The 16,924-nt window shown below is 45.2% G+C and carries 14 protein-coding genes; 3 read left to right on the top strand and 11 right to left on the bottom strand.

Annotated elements, in window-relative coordinates; all coding sequences use genetic code 11:
* Positions 1-6: 6 nt before the first annotated feature.
* Positions 7-1,641, bottom strand: coding sequence for a lipid II flippase MurJ (gene murJ, locus GYO_RS37045; protein ID WP_014114820.1), 1,635 nt, complete (start codon positions 1,639-1,641; stop codon positions 7-9).
* Positions 1,642-1,845: 204 nt separating this feature from the next.
* Here murJ and GYO_RS37050 point away from each other — a divergent pair, with 204 nt between their 5' ends.
* Both GYO_RS37050 and opuD read left to right on the top strand, forming a co-directional pair.
* Complete coding sequence (locus GYO_RS37050) at positions 1,846-3,108, top strand: BaiN/RdsA family NAD(P)/FAD-dependent oxidoreductase (protein ID WP_014114821.1); 1,263 nt, start codon at positions 1,846-1,848, stop codon at positions 3,106-3,108.
* A 189-nt stretch (positions 3,109-3,297) separates the two neighbouring features.
* Positions 3,298-4,833 (top strand): glycine betaine transporter OpuD, encoded by a 1,536-nt coding sequence (gene opuD / locus GYO_RS37055; protein ID WP_041521043.1) that lies wholly within the window; start codon positions 3,298-3,300, stop codon positions 4,831-4,833.
* A gap of 38 nt (positions 4,834-4,871) precedes the next feature.
* Here the strand turns inward: opuD and GYO_RS37060 are convergent, their stop codons facing one another.
* From GYO_RS37060 to rmgP, 6 genes are all read right to left on the bottom strand, one after another.
* Positions 4,872-5,054, bottom strand: a complete 183-nt coding sequence (locus GYO_RS37060; protein ID WP_003223398.1) for a sporulation protein Cse60 — start codon at positions 5,052-5,054, stop codon at positions 4,872-4,874.
* A gap of 67 nt (positions 5,055-5,121) precedes the next feature.
* Positions 5,122-5,790, bottom strand: a complete 669-nt coding sequence (locus GYO_RS37065; RefSeq protein ID WP_014114824.1) for a YesL family protein — start codon at positions 5,788-5,790, stop codon at positions 5,122-5,124.
* Between the two features lie 21 nt (positions 5,791-5,811).
* Positions 5,812-7,098 (bottom strand): Gfo/Idh/MocA family protein, encoded by a 1,287-nt coding sequence (locus GYO_RS37070; protein ID WP_041521044.1) that lies wholly within the window; start codon positions 7,096-7,098, stop codon positions 5,812-5,814.
* 11 nt (positions 7,099-7,109) lie between these two features.
* Positions 7,110-7,613 (bottom strand): lipoprotein YteS, encoded by a 504-nt coding sequence (locus GYO_RS37075; protein WP_079288113.1) that lies wholly within the window; start codon positions 7,611-7,613, stop codon positions 7,110-7,112.
* Positions 7,610-8,731: an unsaturated rhamnogalacturonyl hydrolase gene (rmgQ, locus tag GYO_RS37080; protein ID WP_133063243.1), complete on the bottom strand. Its 1,122-nt coding sequence runs from the start codon at positions 8,729-8,731 to the stop codon at positions 7,610-7,612. The genes GYO_RS37075 and rmgQ overlap by 4 nt, the downstream gene beginning before the upstream one ends.
* 7 nt (positions 8,732-8,738) lie before the next feature.
* Positions 8,739-9,704, bottom strand: coding sequence for a polygalacturonan/rhamnogalacturonan ABC transporter permease (gene rmgP, locus GYO_RS37085; RefSeq protein WP_014114828.1), 966 nt, complete (start codon positions 9,702-9,704; stop codon positions 8,739-8,741).
* A gap of 214 nt (positions 9,705-9,918) precedes the next feature.
* On the opposite strand from rmgP, the gene GYO_RS37090 reads away from it, so the two are divergent.
* Complete coding sequence (locus GYO_RS37090) at positions 9,919-12,234, top strand: helix-turn-helix domain-containing protein (RefSeq protein ID WP_080010098.1); 2,316 nt, start codon at positions 9,919-9,921, stop codon at positions 12,232-12,234.
* A 41-nt stretch (positions 12,235-12,275) separates the two neighbouring features.
* Here GYO_RS37090 and GYO_RS37095 read toward each other — a convergent pair whose 3' ends face one another.
* The 4 genes from GYO_RS37095 to bioI form a co-directional block, all read right to left on the bottom strand.
* Positions 12,276-13,772 (bottom strand): extracellular solute-binding protein, encoded by a 1,497-nt coding sequence (locus GYO_RS37095; RefSeq protein ID WP_014114830.1) that lies wholly within the window; start codon positions 13,770-13,772, stop codon positions 12,276-12,278.
* Between the two features lie 23 nt (positions 13,773-13,795).
* Positions 13,796-14,656, bottom strand: a complete 861-nt coding sequence (locus GYO_RS37100) for a carbohydrate ABC transporter permease (protein ID WP_010886597.1) — start codon at positions 14,654-14,656, stop codon at positions 13,796-13,798.
* Between the two features lie 208 nt (positions 14,657-14,864).
* Positions 14,865-15,626, bottom strand: coding sequence for an NAD-dependent epimerase/dehydratase family protein (locus GYO_RS37105; RefSeq protein WP_014114833.1), 762 nt, complete (start codon positions 15,624-15,626; stop codon positions 14,865-14,867).
* A 76-nt stretch (positions 15,627-15,702) separates the two neighbouring features.
* Positions 15,703-16,890: a biotin biosynthesis cytochrome P450 gene (bioI, locus tag GYO_RS37110; protein ID WP_014114834.1), complete on the bottom strand. Its 1,188-nt coding sequence runs from the start codon at positions 16,888-16,890 to the stop codon at positions 15,703-15,705.
* Positions 16,891-16,924: the final 34 nt, after the last annotated feature.

Here is a 16,924-nt window from a genome sequence, read left to right on the forward strand (position 1 = left end):
TGTTCATCAGCCAGCATGTCTGCCTCTCTTTAAGAACCCCGGCAAACGGCGGCCTAATATTTTCTGCAAAAATCCTAACCGGTAGCCGCAATACAGATAGACAACTCCGCCTACAGCTGCCGCAATCACCACAACGATCGCAGCTTGCACCTGGCCATCCTGGTAGGAAATAAAGAAGCTTAATACCCACTGTACGATTTTCACGGCAATACCCATAATGGCTGATAAGACCAGCATCAAAACAGTCCGTTTAACTAATATCTTATACGAATAGCCTGCATGGCGCTTAATCATGATAAATCCGTATAAAAGTGAAGCGATATATCCAAGCGCTGTCGCTAAAATCGCGCCGTCAGCCTGCATCAGCTTGATCAGCGGAACATTCAGCACAAGCTTGATCACGACGCCGATCACAAGGCTGACAACCGCAAATTTTTGTTTATTGATCCCCTGCAGAATAGCTGCGTTGACCGTAAATAAAGAGAACAGAATCGCAACTGGCGAGTACCAAAGCAGAATGTTTGCCCCCAGCTCAGGATGAAGACTCTCTGATCCGTAAAAGAACGTATACGTCGGTCCTGCCAATAGAGATATCCCGACAACAGCCGGAATAATTAAAAACAGGATCGTCTGCATCGTTTGATTGATCTGCTGATTCAGCAGCTTATAGTTTCCGCTTGTAAACGATTCAGTAATCGTTGGAATTAATGTCAGTCCGAAAGCCGTTGCAAGGGAAACCGGGATCATCACGAGCTTTTGTACATACAGGGTAAGAATCGCCAGCATGTCCTGACTGATGGCTTGATGGCCGGCTTCAATCATCGCTTTGTTAAACGTATTTGTATCAATATAGTTATACAAAGGGATGGCTAGTCCGACAAAAACGTACGGAGCGGCATAGCTGAACAGCTCGAGGAACATTTTCTTGTAGCTTAAGTTTGCTGTCGGTCCCGTATTCGGCATCATCGCCAACAGGCTGCCCTTCCGTTTGTTCCAATAAATATACAGCACGATCAATCCTCCGAAGGCGCCGATCAGCGCTGCGAAGGTTGCATAACCGACAGCTATTACAAGGCCGCCGTTGAAAACCTTCAAAATCAAGAATGTCGCACTCAGTAAAAAGATGATGCGGACAATCTGTTCAACAACTTGGGAAACAGCTGTCGGCCCCATCATTTGGTGCCCTTGAAAGAATCCGCGGACAAGGCTCATAATCGGCACGACCAAAAGCGCTAAGCTGACCATGCGAATGACATAAACGACATGATCGATTGTCACGCCGTTATTATCCTTTCCTCCCAGTGATATTTCCGCAAAAAACGGAGCGGATAAATACAGAATGAAAAAGGCAATCATTCCAGTGACGAGCATAACTGACATGCCCGCCTTGAGCATTTTTCTGCTTGTTTCATAATCCCCTTTGGAATTATATTTGGAAACAAATTTAGAAACAGCGGCCGGAAAGCCCATCGTAGCAATATTCAAAAATAAAGTGTATTGGTTGTATCCGTATTGAAATAATGCACCGCCTGTCGCCCCGACCATAATGCTGAAGGGAATTAAATAGACCATTCCCAGAATCCGCGATATATATGTACCGAGCGTTAATACAAACGTGCCTCTTAACAGTTTGCTTGACATGTTTCTTCATCACCATTTTCTACGAAGATTCAACTTTTCTATTTTACCACAACTGGGCATTTAGACGGTAATAAATACAAAAGCAATCTTGTGAACATTCAGCTTCGCGGCAAAAGACGTTTAAGGAGAGGCTTTCTTTCGCTATAATAGTACTGCGGACAGGGTGTTCGCACACGAAACGGAAAAAGAAAGTTGATGATAAAGATGAAGCAATATGACGTAATCGTAATCGGTGGAGGCCCATCAGGCTTGATGGCTGCGATTGCAGCAGGTGAACAGGGCGCAGATGTTCTGCTGATAGATAAAGGAAATAAATTAGGCCGGAAACTCGCGATTTCTGGGGGCGGCCGCTGCAATGTGACCAACCGCCTTCCTGTAGAGGAAATTATTAAGCACATCCCCGGCAACGGGCGTTTTTTATACAGTGCGTTTTCAGAATTTAGCAATGAAGACATTATCAAGTTTTTTGAAAATCTAGGCATTCAATTGAAGGAAGAAGATCACGGCCGGATGTTTCCTGTAACAGACAAAGCCCAAAGTGTCGTTGACGCGCTGTTAAACAGGCTGAAACAGCTCCGCGTAACGATCAGAACGAACGAGAAAATTAAATCTGTCATCTATGAAGATGGACAAGCAGCAGGGATTGTGACGAATAACGGCGAAATGATCCATAGTCAGGCAGTCATTATCGCTGTCGGCGGTAAAAGTGTGCCTCATACCGGAAGCACGGGAGACGGCTATGAATGGGCTGAAGCTGCGGGGCATACCATAACAGAGCTGTTTCCGACAGAGGTGCCCGTCACATCTGCCGAACCGTTCATTAAGCAAAAAACACTTCAGGGCTTATCACTAAGAGATGTTGCTGTCAGTGTGTTAAATAAAAAAGGCAAACCGATCATCACACATAAAATGGACATGCTGTTTACCCATTTCGGCCTCTCGGGACCTGCCATTCTCAGATGCAGCCAATTTGTCGTGAAAGAGCTGAAAAAACAGCCGCAAGTGCCAATCAGAATTGATTTGTATCCGGATATCAATGAAGAAACACTATTCCAAAAGATGTATAAAGAACTGAAGGAAGCACCGAAAAAAGCCATTAAAAACGTGCTGAAACCTTGGATGCAGGAGCGCTATCTCCTATTCTTGCTCGAAAAAAACAGCATCTCTCCGAACGTATCATTTTCTGAGCTGCCGAAGGACCCTTTCAGACAATTTGTAAAGGACTGCAAGCAGTTTACCGTTCTCGCAAACGGCACACTGTCTCTTGATAAGGCATTTGTCACAGGAGGAGGAGTATCCGTTAAAGAAATTGATCCGAAAAAGATGGCTTCTAAAAAAATGGAGGGTCTTTATTTTTGCGGTGAAATTCTGGATATCCACGGCTACACAGGAGGATACAATATTACCTCCGCACTTGTAACAGGAAGGCTTGCGGGGCTCAATGCCGGTCGCTTTGCCCGCTCTTGACCAGCCTTTTCAAATTTTTACAAAACGCTGAACATTTGAAAATTCTCCGCATTCATGTTAGGGTGGGACTTGTTTTGTTTCACCTGATTGCGGGGTAATTTTAAGAGAGGAATGATCTGCCAGCGTACGACCATACTAAGCCTACGAGCAGATATAGGCGTACACAAAAAATTTAGAGGGTGAGAATATTTGAAAAATATATCTAGTGTATTTTGGATTGTGATTGTGATCACAGCTGCCGCTGTATTGTGGGGCGTTGTTTCTCCTGACAGCCTGCAAAACGTATCCCAATCTGCACAAGCATTTATCACCAATTCGTTTGGTTGGTATTATCTTTTAGTTGTCTCATTGTTTGTCGGGTTCTGTCTCTTTTTGATTTTCAGCCCGATCGGCAAAATTAAACTCGGAAAGCCCGATGAAAAACCGGAATTCGGGTTATTATCATGGTTCGCCATGCTGTTCAGCGCAGGCATGGGAATCGGCTTGGTATTCTACGGTGCGGCTGAACCGATCAGCCATTACGCAATTAGCTCTCCATCAGGTGAAACAGAAACCCCCCAAGCCTTTAGAGATGCACTCCGCTATACGTTTTTCCACTGGGGTCTGCACGCTTGGGCCATTTATGCCGTCGTGGCATTATGCATTGCCTATTTCCAATTCCGAAAAGGCGCTCCAGGATTAATCAGCAGCACGCTGTCACCGATTCTCGGCGATAAAGTTAACGGACCGATCGGCAAATTGATTGACTGTATTGCTGTTTTTGCCACAGTCGCCGGGGTAGCGACAAGCCTTGGTATCGGAGCGACTCAAATTAACGGCGGATTGAGTTACTTATTTGGCATCCCAAATAACTTTCTCGTTCAATTTATCTTGATTGCCATTGTTACTGTGCTTTTCTTGATTTCTGCGTGGAGCGGACTCGGAAAAGGCATTAAGTATTTGAGCAACACCAATATGGTATTAGCCGGACTATTAATGCTGTTTGTGCTGTTTGTCGGGCCTACCGTACTGATTATGAACTCATTTACAGATTCTATCGGACAGTATATTCAAAATATCGTGCAAATGAGCTTCAGACTGACACCGTACGATCCTGAAAAACGTGAATGGATTAACGGCTGGACGATTTTCTATTGGGCATGGTGGATTTCCTGGTCTCCATTTGTCGGCATTTTCATCGCCCGGGTATCCAGAGGACGGACGATCCGTGAATTTTTGATCGGTGTCTTGGTAACACCATGTATTCTCGCGTTCCTATGGTTCTCTATCTTTGGCGTATCGGCTATGGATCTTCAGCAGAATGGCACATTCAATGTAGCGAAGCTGTCAACTGAAACGATGCTGTTTGGAACACTTGACCATTATCCGCTGGCGATGGTGACATCTATTTTGTCATTGATCCTGATCGCTGTATTCTTTATTACGTCTGCTGACTCTGCAACATTTGTGCTCGGCATGCAGACGACATACGGCTCATTGAACCCAGCCAATTCAGTAAAATTCAGCTGGGGCATCATTCAATCTGCCATGGCTGCTGTCCTCTTGTATTCCGGCGGTCTTTCCGCTTTGCAAAACACAGCAATACTGGCAGCGCTGCCGTTTTCTATCGTCATCCTGCTAATGATTGCCGCTCTCTATAAATCGCTCTCAAAAGAACGAAGAGAGATCAAAAAAGCGGAGAAAATCGACAAACCGAGAAGTCCAAGAGTAAAAAAGGCATATTAACAAAAAAGATCTTTCCGCGCCCGCGGGAAGATCTTTTTTTATTTTCGATATAGAATAAGGGCGGAAAAACAGTAAAGCTGCTCACCGTCCGGGTCGCACGCCGCCGAAACCGTATATTTGATATCAATCAGCTGCTCCTCCGAAATCCCTTTTAAAAATGAATTGATTTCCGTCTGTAAGTCTTTTTCATGTTCTTCATCGAATACTGCCACCTTCAGCATCTTATCCGCTCTCCTTTCTCTATCAATCTATTCCGTTTGGAACAGTGTTATGATAGAGAAATGATGATCACCTCGTCTCCGGATAAAAAGCTTCCCGTGTAAGATGTTTCTTCTGCGGCACACCGTCTTGGCGCTCCACTTTCAGCAGTACGGCATAAACAATTCGCATATGACAGTAGCTGATCAGGCTGACGCTGAAAAAAGGGACAATGCCGGGCAGGTACGCAAGCAAGAAAAACAGAGCGACAGTCAGCGCAAGCATGACGAGCGTATATTGCAAATACGCCACACTGAGCAAGAGCGAAAACTTCACATACAGACGTTTTTTCCAGTCAAAATGGACAAGCAGCGGAAACACATAAAAAAGCATGGATACGAACAAAAATCCAAATATCATAATAGCGAAGCGCAGAACATGCAGAAGGAAATGGCTTGGATAAATAAAGGCCAAATCGATATAAATGATCAATCCGATGATCGCCAATACAGCGCCAATCAGATTTGAACGAAAAAATTCAGCCTTGTATTCCCGCCAAAACGTTTTTAGCACTGGAACGTTGTCCTGCCCCTGAATCCATTTCCGCATGACAGCGAATAAAGCTGTGGTCGCGGGCATGATGCCGAACACACCGAGACCGAGCAACGTAAAAACCAGCCAAAGCAAGTTTGTATACGCAAATCTCATGATCCACTCGCAAAAGCGCAGCACCCGCCCCATTGAACCATCATGCTCCACGGCGGTCCCTCCTTTTCCGCATTATACATTTTGCATCTGAAAAAGCCTTTTAATGTCGATCGGCTTCTTTTCAGCAACCGAGCGCCACATCCCCTCACCAACCGCGATGGAGTAGGCTCCTGCTTCAGCCCCGGCTAAAATGTCATAGCGGCGCAGCGGGTCTTTTCCTAAAAAAAGATCCTCAAGCAATAGCGGGTCGCCTCCGCCGTGCCCGCCCTCGTTTTTGACCACTTGTATTGTCTGCTTTGATTCAAAAAGCGGATAGTATTCGATCGTCTGCTCAGGAAAAGCAAACGGAATTCTGGAAGGCTCGTGAAATTCATTTGATTCGATACGCCCTTTTGTGCCGTTGATCGTCAGCCGGTAGCCTTCATACGGTGCGGAAAATATGATCGAATAGCTTAAAAGCGCGCCGCCGTCATATTTGACAGCCGCCACGTACGTATCCTCGATGTCAATCTCCTCATCAAAAATACACGCGTCAGGCCTGTATGCAGTATATAAGCTGGACTGGTCTCCCGCTTGGAGATGATCATCCTTAACAGAGGCTTGGGAGGAGCGGGGATGCCATCTTGAATAGTAATGGCATTTTTCTTTGACCCGGCACGTCCCGCAAAAACGCCCGTCTTCTTCCGGCAGCGGGTTCCACTCACTGTCCGGCCCATAGTAATTCAAGGCGCCGTAAGCAAATACCTCCGCCGGATTTTGCCCGAGCCACCAATTAACGAGATCGAAGTGGTGTGTTGATTTATGGACAGAAAGACCGCCGGAAAGTGGCCTTGACCGGTTCCAGCGTTTAAAATAGCTGGCGCCGTGATACGTATCAATATACCAATTCAAATCAACAGAGGTTACCCTGCCTATTTTTCCGTCCAGAATCATCTCTTTAATTTTCCGATGAAACGGGCTATAACGATAGTTAAACGCCACGGTCACTTTCCCTTTGCTTTTCGCCTCCGCCTCAAGCACCCGATTCGCATCCTGCACTGTCGTCACCATTGGTTTTTCTGTAATCACATCCATATCCCACTGAAGGCTTCTTAGGATATATGTGACATGTGTGTCATCCCTGCCAGCCACAATGACGATATCAGGCTTTGAAACGCGCATCATTTCATCAAAAGCATCTTCGTTGTACTCCGGTACGTGGGCAAGTTCGGGAAACTTCTTCTTGCATACGGCAAAACGTTTCGGATCAGCATCCAGCAATCCTGTAATCTCATAATGTGTTGAAAACCGCTCCATCAGCGGTTTGATAAACATACTGAGAGCTCTGCTGCTCAATCCGCAAATGACGATGTTCTTCAATGTCCTCACCTCTATCGGGCTTCAGTTAGTTGGGAAATCAGCTGCAGCGCTTCCTCTGTTTTTTTAGCGTACACAGGGATAAACGCCGCCATATTGCGATTCAATTGAAAAGAATAGCCATTCAGCTGTTTTTTCCCTTTTTCGATCTGAACGGCATAGACCGTTTTTTCTCCTGTGTTTTTATTAACAGTTGTATAAGGAGATGTTTTTTCCAATGGCAATCCATCTAACAGCTGAAAATTTTCCGGATCATCGTACGCTTGAAACATGTCTTCAGGCACGATGAAAACATCTCCCTCATGAGCGGTGATTTCAGTCAGCAGTTTTTCCGGAAAGGCTGGATAGATATCAACCTTCCCGGCCTTCTGCTCAGTGGCCTCTTTGATGTTTTCCTGTACGCCTGCCTGCATATCAGAAAAGAGGATGACATGCATTCCGTCCGGCCTGCTTGAGCATGATGCCAAAAAGAGCACTGAGACGATCACACACAAAGCCGTACGTATACTTGTTGTCATTTCCCCGCAGACCTAAAAAGAGTCTCCAGCTCTGTCATAGCCAAAATAAACGCGCCGGCCCCGTGCAGGTCGTTTGTGCTTCTTTCCCGGCTGACATAATAGTCATAGAAGCCGGCTGATGTTCCGACACATATATCTTTAACGAGAAACGCACCGTCTTCTGTTGTTTCGGTTTTATGCTGAATCAGACCTTGATACGCTTTGAACAGTGTTGGTTCGGATGCTCTGTCTAGATATCCTTTATTGATTCCTTTCGCAATTGCGTACATGTACAGACAGGATCCTGAGCTTTCCAGCCAGTTATCGGGCCTGTCGCCCTTATCAACGATCTGGTACCATAACCCCGTCTCCTTGTCTTGATAGTGGCAGATGCTTTCAATCATGTCCTGCAGCGTTTTTTTCCACACGTGACGGTTTGGATGCTTTTTCGGCAGCTCTTCAATCATGTCAGCAAGAGACATGACGTACCACCCGATGGAACGCGCCCAGAATTCCGGTGAACAGCCTGTCTCTTCATTGGCCCAAGGCATTTTTTTCGCTTCATCCCAGGCGTGATAATAGAGTCCGGTTTTTGAATCCTTCGTATGCTTTCTCATTAGCGACTCTTGGAGCACGACCTGATCAAACAGCTCCGGCTCCTGCTTCAGATTCGCATATTTCAGTGCGAACGGTCCGCCCATGTATAAACCGTCAAGCCACATTTGATAAGGATAGCCGTCCTTGTGCCAAAAACCATCCTCAGACGTCCGGTTCAGTGTCCCATACAAGCCGCGCAGCCTTTTTGCCGCTTTGACATACCGCTCATCCCTGGTCTGCTCGTATAATGGAAAAAGAATAAGACCCGCTTGAATAGCGTCAAGCTCATCTCTTCTAAATAATAGATTGCCATAATCATCGATTAAGAGATCTGCATAAGCCTTCGCATACTCAAAATACCGCTTTTGCCCGGTTGCTTCCCACAGCTGCAATACACCGCATAAGAAAACACCCTGATGGTAGTGCCAGCGGTTTGCAGGCGGCAGCTCCTCCACTGTGTACGTGTTCATAATGGTTTTTGCCAATGCCTCCGCGTACGTAAGAGGCGATTTTACAGCGATTGATTGATCCATTGATCCCATCCCTTTCTTAATAGATTCCTTCCTCGCCAAATTTCTTCGCCAAACGATTCGCAAGCATGACCAAAATCAGCCCGACCGCCGCTTTAAATACGCCGACCGCTGTACTGTAGCTGAACTGGCCCTGTTTCAGCCCTGCAGTATAAACGTACGTATCAAAAATTTCCGCCACTTCCCTGTTTGTCGCGTTTAACAGCAAATACACATGCTCGAAGCCAAGCTCCAGCGTGTCTCCGATTTTCAAAATCAGCAAAACGACGATAACGCTTTTAATGGCGGGCAGCGTAATATGCCACATTTGCCGCAGCCGTCCCGCTCCGTCCATTTTCGCCGCTTCATACAGCTGGGGGTCAACTGCTGTAATGGCCGCCAGATAAATGATCGTCGACCAGCCCGCTTCCCTCCAGATGACCTGTAGAATATACAGGGGCCGGAACCAATCTTCGTTCAGCAGAAAATTGATTTTTTCGCCGCCAAAAAACACAATCAGTTCATTAATCAAGCCTCCGTCTACCGTTAAAAGCACAAACGAAAGCGATACAACAATGACCCAAGACATAAAATGCGGGATATAAATCAGCGTCTGAACAAATTTTTTAAAGAGAGCGATCCGCACTTCGTTTAATAGAAGCGCCAGCAAAATCGGCACCGGGAAAAATATAACCAGATTCAAAGCAAATAACACGAGCGTGTTTTTTAACAGGAGAAAAAATGTAGGCTCTGTAAACAGCCTGATAAAATGTTTCAGCCCAACCCATTCACTGCCCAAAATGCCGAGAAACGGCTGATAATCCTGAAACGCAATCACAATTCCCCACATCGGGACATACTTAAAAAGCAAAAAATAAATACACCCCGGCAAAATCATCAAGTACAAATATTTCTGCTGGATCAGCCTGTTTAGTAAGCGCTTTCTTTTTTCTTTTTTAAAAATGACTGCATCAACAGCCGGCGCTTGCGCTTCTGCTGTTTTCATCTTTCCAAGCCTCCTTTCACGGGTTCTTGCATTCACTGTAGCGCAGCAGGCAAAAGTCCGTCTACAATCATATGATCACATCCTGCCTTATCCCTTTATGATCAAGGGTTCAGCCGTTCCACCTGAAAAAAAGACACCGATATTAGAAAATGATTATTGACAATATCTATCAATCTTTGGATTAATTGTATTAAGGTGAAGTGGATGTTATGAAATGGGGGGTTTTATGAAAAGAAGCCAATACAAGTTTTATTACAAACTAATCACGTTTTTCTGTTTGCTCAGCACCATTCCGGTCATTCTGGTCGGATTGTTTTCGTACGAGCACTCTCAGAAGACTGCTATCTCCAACGTTTCGGAGGAAAAACTCGACACACTCCAGCAGACCCAGCAAAGCATTGAGCATATTTTGAAAACCGTCGATCACTCTTTAACCCACTATGTGAGTTCGCCGCCTCTCCTTCGCACACTGTCCGAGCCCTTGCACTCTGACCAATTTCAAATCTATAACCAAGTGAACCAAGAGCTCAACTATCTGCAAAGCTTTGATACCGACCTGTCCAACATGACACTAGTCAGTTATATGAAAAAATGGTACATGAACAATTCCGGCTTGTACCGCTTGAATACAGACTCTCTTCATGAAGCATCCGCAGCGTACACACAACACAAAGCAAGCCGCTCATATTGGACGCTTGAAAAAAACAATCATTTGATTTCGACAAAAGAAGGCACATCAGAAAACTGCCGCTACAATATCAATTTGATTAAACAGCTTCCTCTAAACAGCACAAATACGAAGGGATTGGCCGCCGCAAGCATCCCGAGCTGTTCGCTTGTCAAAAACATGCCTGACTATTCAAACGCCAACAATCTGTTTATCATTGATGAAAAAGGCCGCATCATCCTGCATAACAACATGTCTGACATCGGTGAATCTCTTCAAAACGACGACTTTGTCCAACAAATGCTGGCGCAGAACGCCAATAGCGGTCAGTTTGAAACAGTTATTGACCGGATTCATTATAAAGTCACCTATCAAAAATCTGACTATAACACATGGACTTATTTCTCTCTCGTCTCCTTGCCTGAATTAAAAAAAGAGGCCAAGTCAATCGGCTGGATCACTTTTACGGTATGCTTTATTTTGTTAACGCTTTCATTATTATTCTCTTGGCTTGGCTCACGCCATTTTTACAAGCCGATCAGAGTGCTTTACGAATCATTTGCAAGGCATGGAGCCATACAAGATAAACAGCCGCCTCAAAATGAATTTGAGTTAATCGAACAGAGCTTTAAGCAGCTGAAGGACAGAAATGACGACCTCGAAGAAATGATGAAACAGCAGGCAACACATCTCCAGCAATATTTTATGGTCAGGCTCATGCTTGGAAAACTGACGGATGAGGAGGTCAATAACCGTTTTGAAAGCCTTGGTTTAAAGCAAAATTGGCGGCATCTCGCCCTGCTCGTGCTTCAAATTGATACGCTGAATCACACGCCTTATGAGAAAAAAGATATGGATCTGCTTTTGTTCGCCGTCAACAGCCTCATTGAGCGAAACATTCCGGCAGACAAACATCTTGCACCCGCCGTTGTGGACAAACAGCAAGCAACCATTTTGATCAACCAGAACGGGACAAAGGAAGAATTCTTGGCTGAGCTGAGTGAGACTGCAAGAATGATTCAGGAAAAAGCGGAAGTTGAGCTGCAGCTGTCTGTCAGCATCGGCATCAGCCAGCCTTTTGATGCGCTCGCAAAAGCGAAAACAGCCTATGCGGAAGGCTCAGAAGCATTGAAATACCGGCTCAAAGCGGAAAACAAGTCGATCATCTTTTACGAAGACCTTGACCAGAAAAAAACCTTCAAAACCCATTTTCCAAAGCAGCTTCAGCATGAGCTGTTCGATGCCGTAAAAGCGGGAGACAAGGAGAAAGCGGACAAATGCCTGCACGCGATTTTGCAAGCTATTTTCACCCAAAACACCAACCCGTATCAATTTCAAATCGCAATCGCCCGCTTCTTGAACCATGTGATTGAGCTGATGCATGTGCTCGGGATCGAATTGTTTGAGCTTGAAGAAAACAAAATGCTGTATGATCAAATTTTTGAGCTGAAAACGTTTGAGGATACCGAAAACTGGCTCAGGAATGAGTTCATTCATCCAATGACAGACAAAGTAAACGCCCGTGCGGATGCCCAGTACAAAAATATTTCCGACAACATTATTCATATTATCCACCATGAGTTTGAATCCGATTTGACACTGGACGAAATCGCCCGCAGGCTGCATTACAACCCAAACTATTTAAGCAGCATTTTCAAAAAAGAAATGGGCATTTCATTCAGCGAATATGTCTCCAGCTACCGCCACCATATGGCGAAAAGCTGGCTTGCCGAAACTGATATGGCGGTAAAAGACATTGCCGAAAAGCTGAAATATAAAAACTCGCAAAACTTTATCAGATCATTTAAGAAGCTGGAGGGGATTACACCGGGAAACTACCGCCAGCAAAAAAGGAGCATGTAAAAAAACCCAAAACGCGCAAGCGGTTTTGGGTTTTCCCAGTGTTATTTTGCTTGTTTAAACGCTTCTTCGTATTCCTGAATAATCTGCTTTCCGCCGCTTGACTCCCATTTTTCCACCTCTTTATCAAACTGGCTTTCTGTGATGTCTCCAATCATATATTTATAAGTCGCGTCATCAATGATTTTTTTCAGTTCATCTCCCCGTTCCGACTCCGCAGCGGAATACAGGCTTTCAGCAGGGTTTGAAACGATGATCTTTTCATTGTCTTCGGTCAGCTCCTCGTACGCCGTCCGAAGCGGATCCCCAGTGTTTTTTAAGTAGGCTTTATCAATGGCGATTAAGGCGGACAGCGGCTGAATATCAGTCTGCCAGTCTTTCACTTGGCTTTCTTCGCGTGTGAACGTTTTGCCCTCTCCTTTGTTATAATGAACGCCGTCAATGCCATAAGTCATCAGGCTATAGACGTCTTCTTCGGCAATTCGGTCAAAAAACGCCAAAATCCGTTTAAGCTCAGCTTCCGTTTTCACACTCGTTTTTGGAAAAGCGAACAAGCCGTTATGCCCTCCTGATGCCCACACCCGCTCTTTCCCATCTGGGCCTTTTATGCGGTTGATGATTTCAAGCTTCATCGATTTATCGGAGGCATGGTCGCGCAGATTAACCGCATCTACCATATTCCCAATGTAGATGCCGGCTTTCCCTTGAGAAAACAGCTCCTGCTGCTGGGTTTTGCTTGTGACAGGAAAATCCTTATTCATATAGCCGTTGTCACGCAGCTTTTTCATATAGTTCATTGTGTCTTTGTATTCCTGCGTCATGAAATCAGGCGTGAATTTGCCGCCTGATTCCTTCCAATCTGTCGGCATGCCTTCATAAGAGCCGAGCGTTTTAAACGCGCCGTAAATTAAGTCATTGCGGTCTGTCAGCCCGAATGTATCGTCTTTTCCATCCTTGTCCGGATCGTCCTCCGTAAACGCTTTGGCCACTTTATAAAGTTCATCAAGCGTTTCCGGCGTTTTCAAATTCAAATTGTCGAGCCAGTCCTTCCGAATGACGATGCCCTGTCTGGAAAGCGGACGCTCTCTGTATATCCCGTAGAGCTTGCCGTCGATTGTTACGTTTTTATTAATGAGTTTGTTCATTTTGCTTAAGTTCGGATAATCTTTGATATAATCGCCAATCTCCCAGAACATTCCTGATCTGAAGGCATTCATGACTGACGAATTTTTAATATCTTGGATGGTCACGATTTGCGGAAGATTGCCGGCTGCAAGCGCCGCATTCAGCCTGTCTTCTTTCACCGCATCCGGAACCCAGGTGATGTCCAGTTCTGTATTTGTCAGCTTTTCAATTTCTTTAATCGCCCTGTCGTTCGGCGGTTGCTGGTGATACAAAATCGCCATCCAAGACAGCTTCACCTTTGAATCCGAGTCAGCTTTGCCTTCAGCCGAAGACTGATCAGCCCCTTTACAGCCCGCCAGCACTCCGCCAAATGCAAGTACAAGCACAATCAAAAACACCCTCCATTTGTTTCCCATCGTACCCCTCCGTTTCATTTTCTTTATCCTTTGACAGATCCCAGCAAAGCTCCTTTTGCAAAATGCTTTTGTATAAATGGATAGACGAGCAGAACCGGGATGGTCGCCACCACAATCACGGCCATTTTAATGGTTTGCTCAGGCGGCGGGCTGCCCGACCCCATTTCTGACATATCCCCCTGCATCCCGCTTGATACAATCACGATTTGGCGCAGAAGCACCTGAATCGGCCATTTCGCTGAATCATTTAGGTACAAGATCGCCGTCATATACGTGTTCCAATACGTAACCGCATAAAATAGTGAAATCGTTGCGATAGCAGGGAGAGACAGCGGCAGCACAATTTTAAAGAAAATGCCCAGATCATTGCACCCGTCAATTTTCGCGGACTCTTCCAGGCTTGACGGGATATTTTGAAAGAAGTTTTTCAGAATGATCAGGTTAAAGGCATTAATGGCTGTCGGCAAAATAAGCGCCCAGTAAGAATCGAGCAATCCAAGCGATTTGACCACAAGGAAAGTCGGAATCATGCCGCCGCTGAAGAGCATCGTAAATACGACGAGAAACATGAGAGGCTGCCGACCGATTAAATCACGGCGGGATAATCCGTAAGCCATCAGTGAAGAAAGAAACATGCTGACCGCAGTGCCTATCACTGTCACAAACACAGAAACAAGCAAACTCTTATAAATAATATCTGTTGAAAAAATGTAACGATAAGCATCAAGCGAAAAAGTGGTCGGTATTAAAATAAATTTTTTCGACACGACTTCTTCTACTGTGGCGAAAGATGCCGCGATGACATGAATAAACGGAAGTACGCATATTAAAGCGAACATCAGCAAAAACCCGTAAATCAACATATCAAACAGGCGATTTTTCAGTGAATGTGCGATAGCCTCCACCTCTCTTTTGTAAGCGTTATCATTCTTTTTTAAACGAGCTGCAGCATGTGACGATATCGTGTCTAAAATGTAGCAAATCTGTGATCGCCATGTCTATAATCATTTGAACAGAGTCCCCCGGCACGGCGGGGGCTGCCGTGAATGAAAATTGATCACAAAAGAAAAAGAGCATAATCTTAGAAAATGATTATGCTCCGTTCTCTTCCTCTTTCAGAAGCTCGGCCGTATTGATTTGTGGTGAAAATCCCAGTTCATTGACAGCGGATTCAATGGACCATGGCCGGCCCGGATTATCAGAGACGGCGTAATAAGTGCCGTACCGGATATTGGTTTCAATGGCGGCTTTAAAAATTGACAGCAGATCGGGATGAGAAAGCAGCGTTTTTTTCGTCCGTTCTTTTTCATGCAGCGTATCCATTTCATCTGTGACGACTGTTCCGATTCGAAGGTTGATCACAGAAAGCTTATTTTCCAAATAAAATAAGTGGCCGATCTGTTCCGAGGTCAGCTTTAATACACCATACAAGTTTTTTGACAGCGGATAATCGCTTGTTGTGATTTCCCGTCCTAAGAGAGAACGCCCGTCTTTTTCGTACACATCTGTGACATGATTGCTGCTGGCGAACACGAGCTTTTGAATGCCGAGCTCCGCTGCGGCGCGGCACAGATAATAGCTTGCCCTATAGAAAACATCCGTCATTTTCTCAAATTCAGCGATGTCCATGACATCGTATTTGATGTTGACAGCCAATAAATTTAAGATCACATCGGTATCTTTCGGAATCTTCTTTAACAGCTCCTCATAATTTGCCGCGTCAGCCTGAATGGAAGAGGCTGTGCCATCGAAATGATCTTTATCAAGCACTGTCACTTCATAATCTGAAATAAGCCCTTCAGCCAGGAGTCTCCCAATTACACCATTTCCGCCGGCGATCAGCACTTTTTTCACTGTGTTCACTCCCCTTTTTTATAGATTGCCCATTTTCGGCGGGGCTGACACTTTTTTGGCACTCACATGCTTTTGTTTATTCAAAAGTCACCGGCAGCTCCTCAAGCGCCCGAAAGCCAAAAAGCGGCCGGTACCGCCATTCAGAATCAGCGAGCTTGAGGCCGGGCATTCGCTGCAGCAGGGTATGAATCGCAATTTGTGCTTCTAATCGTGCCAGCGAGGATCCTAGGCAAACATGATGTCCCTGACCGAATGAAAGATGCGGATTAGGGCTTCTGGTTATATCAAAAACATCGGCTTGCATGAATATGTTTGGATCTCGATTGGCAGCCCCTAACAGCAGATAGACTTGTTCCCCTTTACGAATCGTCACCCCGCTGATGTCAATATCTTCTGATGCAACTCTTGCAGTCATTTGCGTGGGGCTTTCATAGCGTAAACATTCCTCAACTGCGGTATCAATAAGATCTGGGTTTTCTTTCAGCTTCAGAAGCTGTTGTGGATGCTGCAGCAGACAAAGGACTGAATTGCTGATGAGATTGACCGTTGTCTCATGTCCGGCGATCGCCAGCAATACACACGTAGATGCCACTTCCTCTTCTGTCAGCTTATCCTTTTCTTTCCCCTTCAATAGCATGCTGACCATATCCTGCTGTGGATGCCGTTTTCGCCTTTGAATCAGCTCTCTAAAATATGCCATGGCCTGTACAGAGATATGATTGCCCTCTGTTAATGCTTTTCTTGACCGGGTAAAATCAATCGTTTGAATGAGAATGGAAGCCCATTCTTTTAATTGCTCCCTATCTTCCGCCGGTACGCCTATAATGTTAGCTATGACGTAGCTTGCTAAAGGAAATGCAAAGTCCGAAATCACCTCCATCTTTTTTTCACCTTGCACTTGATCAAGCAAGTGATGGACAGTTTCATCGATATACAGACGATAGCTCTCTGCCATTCTCGGAGTAAACGCTCCGCTGGCCAGCGTCCGCAATCGTCTATGATCAGGCTGATTCTGAAACAGCATCATCTGATTTTGTACATGTTTAAGATCCTGATATTTGATTGACGTCTCAGGGAGCGGGGTCCGGACTTTGAATCTGGCATCTTTCAGGATAGCTGCCGTTTCTTCATATCCTGTGACATACCAGCCCGGGTATTTCAAGAAACTCCCTTTATATATAGGATGAACAGCACGCAACGTTTCGTAAAAAGGATATGGGTCTTTCAAAAACGCAGAAGATGCAGTTGAAAATGCAATTGTCATGTGTATCTTTCCTCTCTATTAAAAAATAAAAAGC

Origin of the sequence: Bacillus spizizenii TU-B-10 (assembly GCF_000227465.1) — a bacterium.
In the GTDB taxonomy this organism is placed as follows: Bacteria; Bacillota; Bacilli; order Bacillales; family Bacillaceae; genus Bacillus; species Bacillus spizizenii.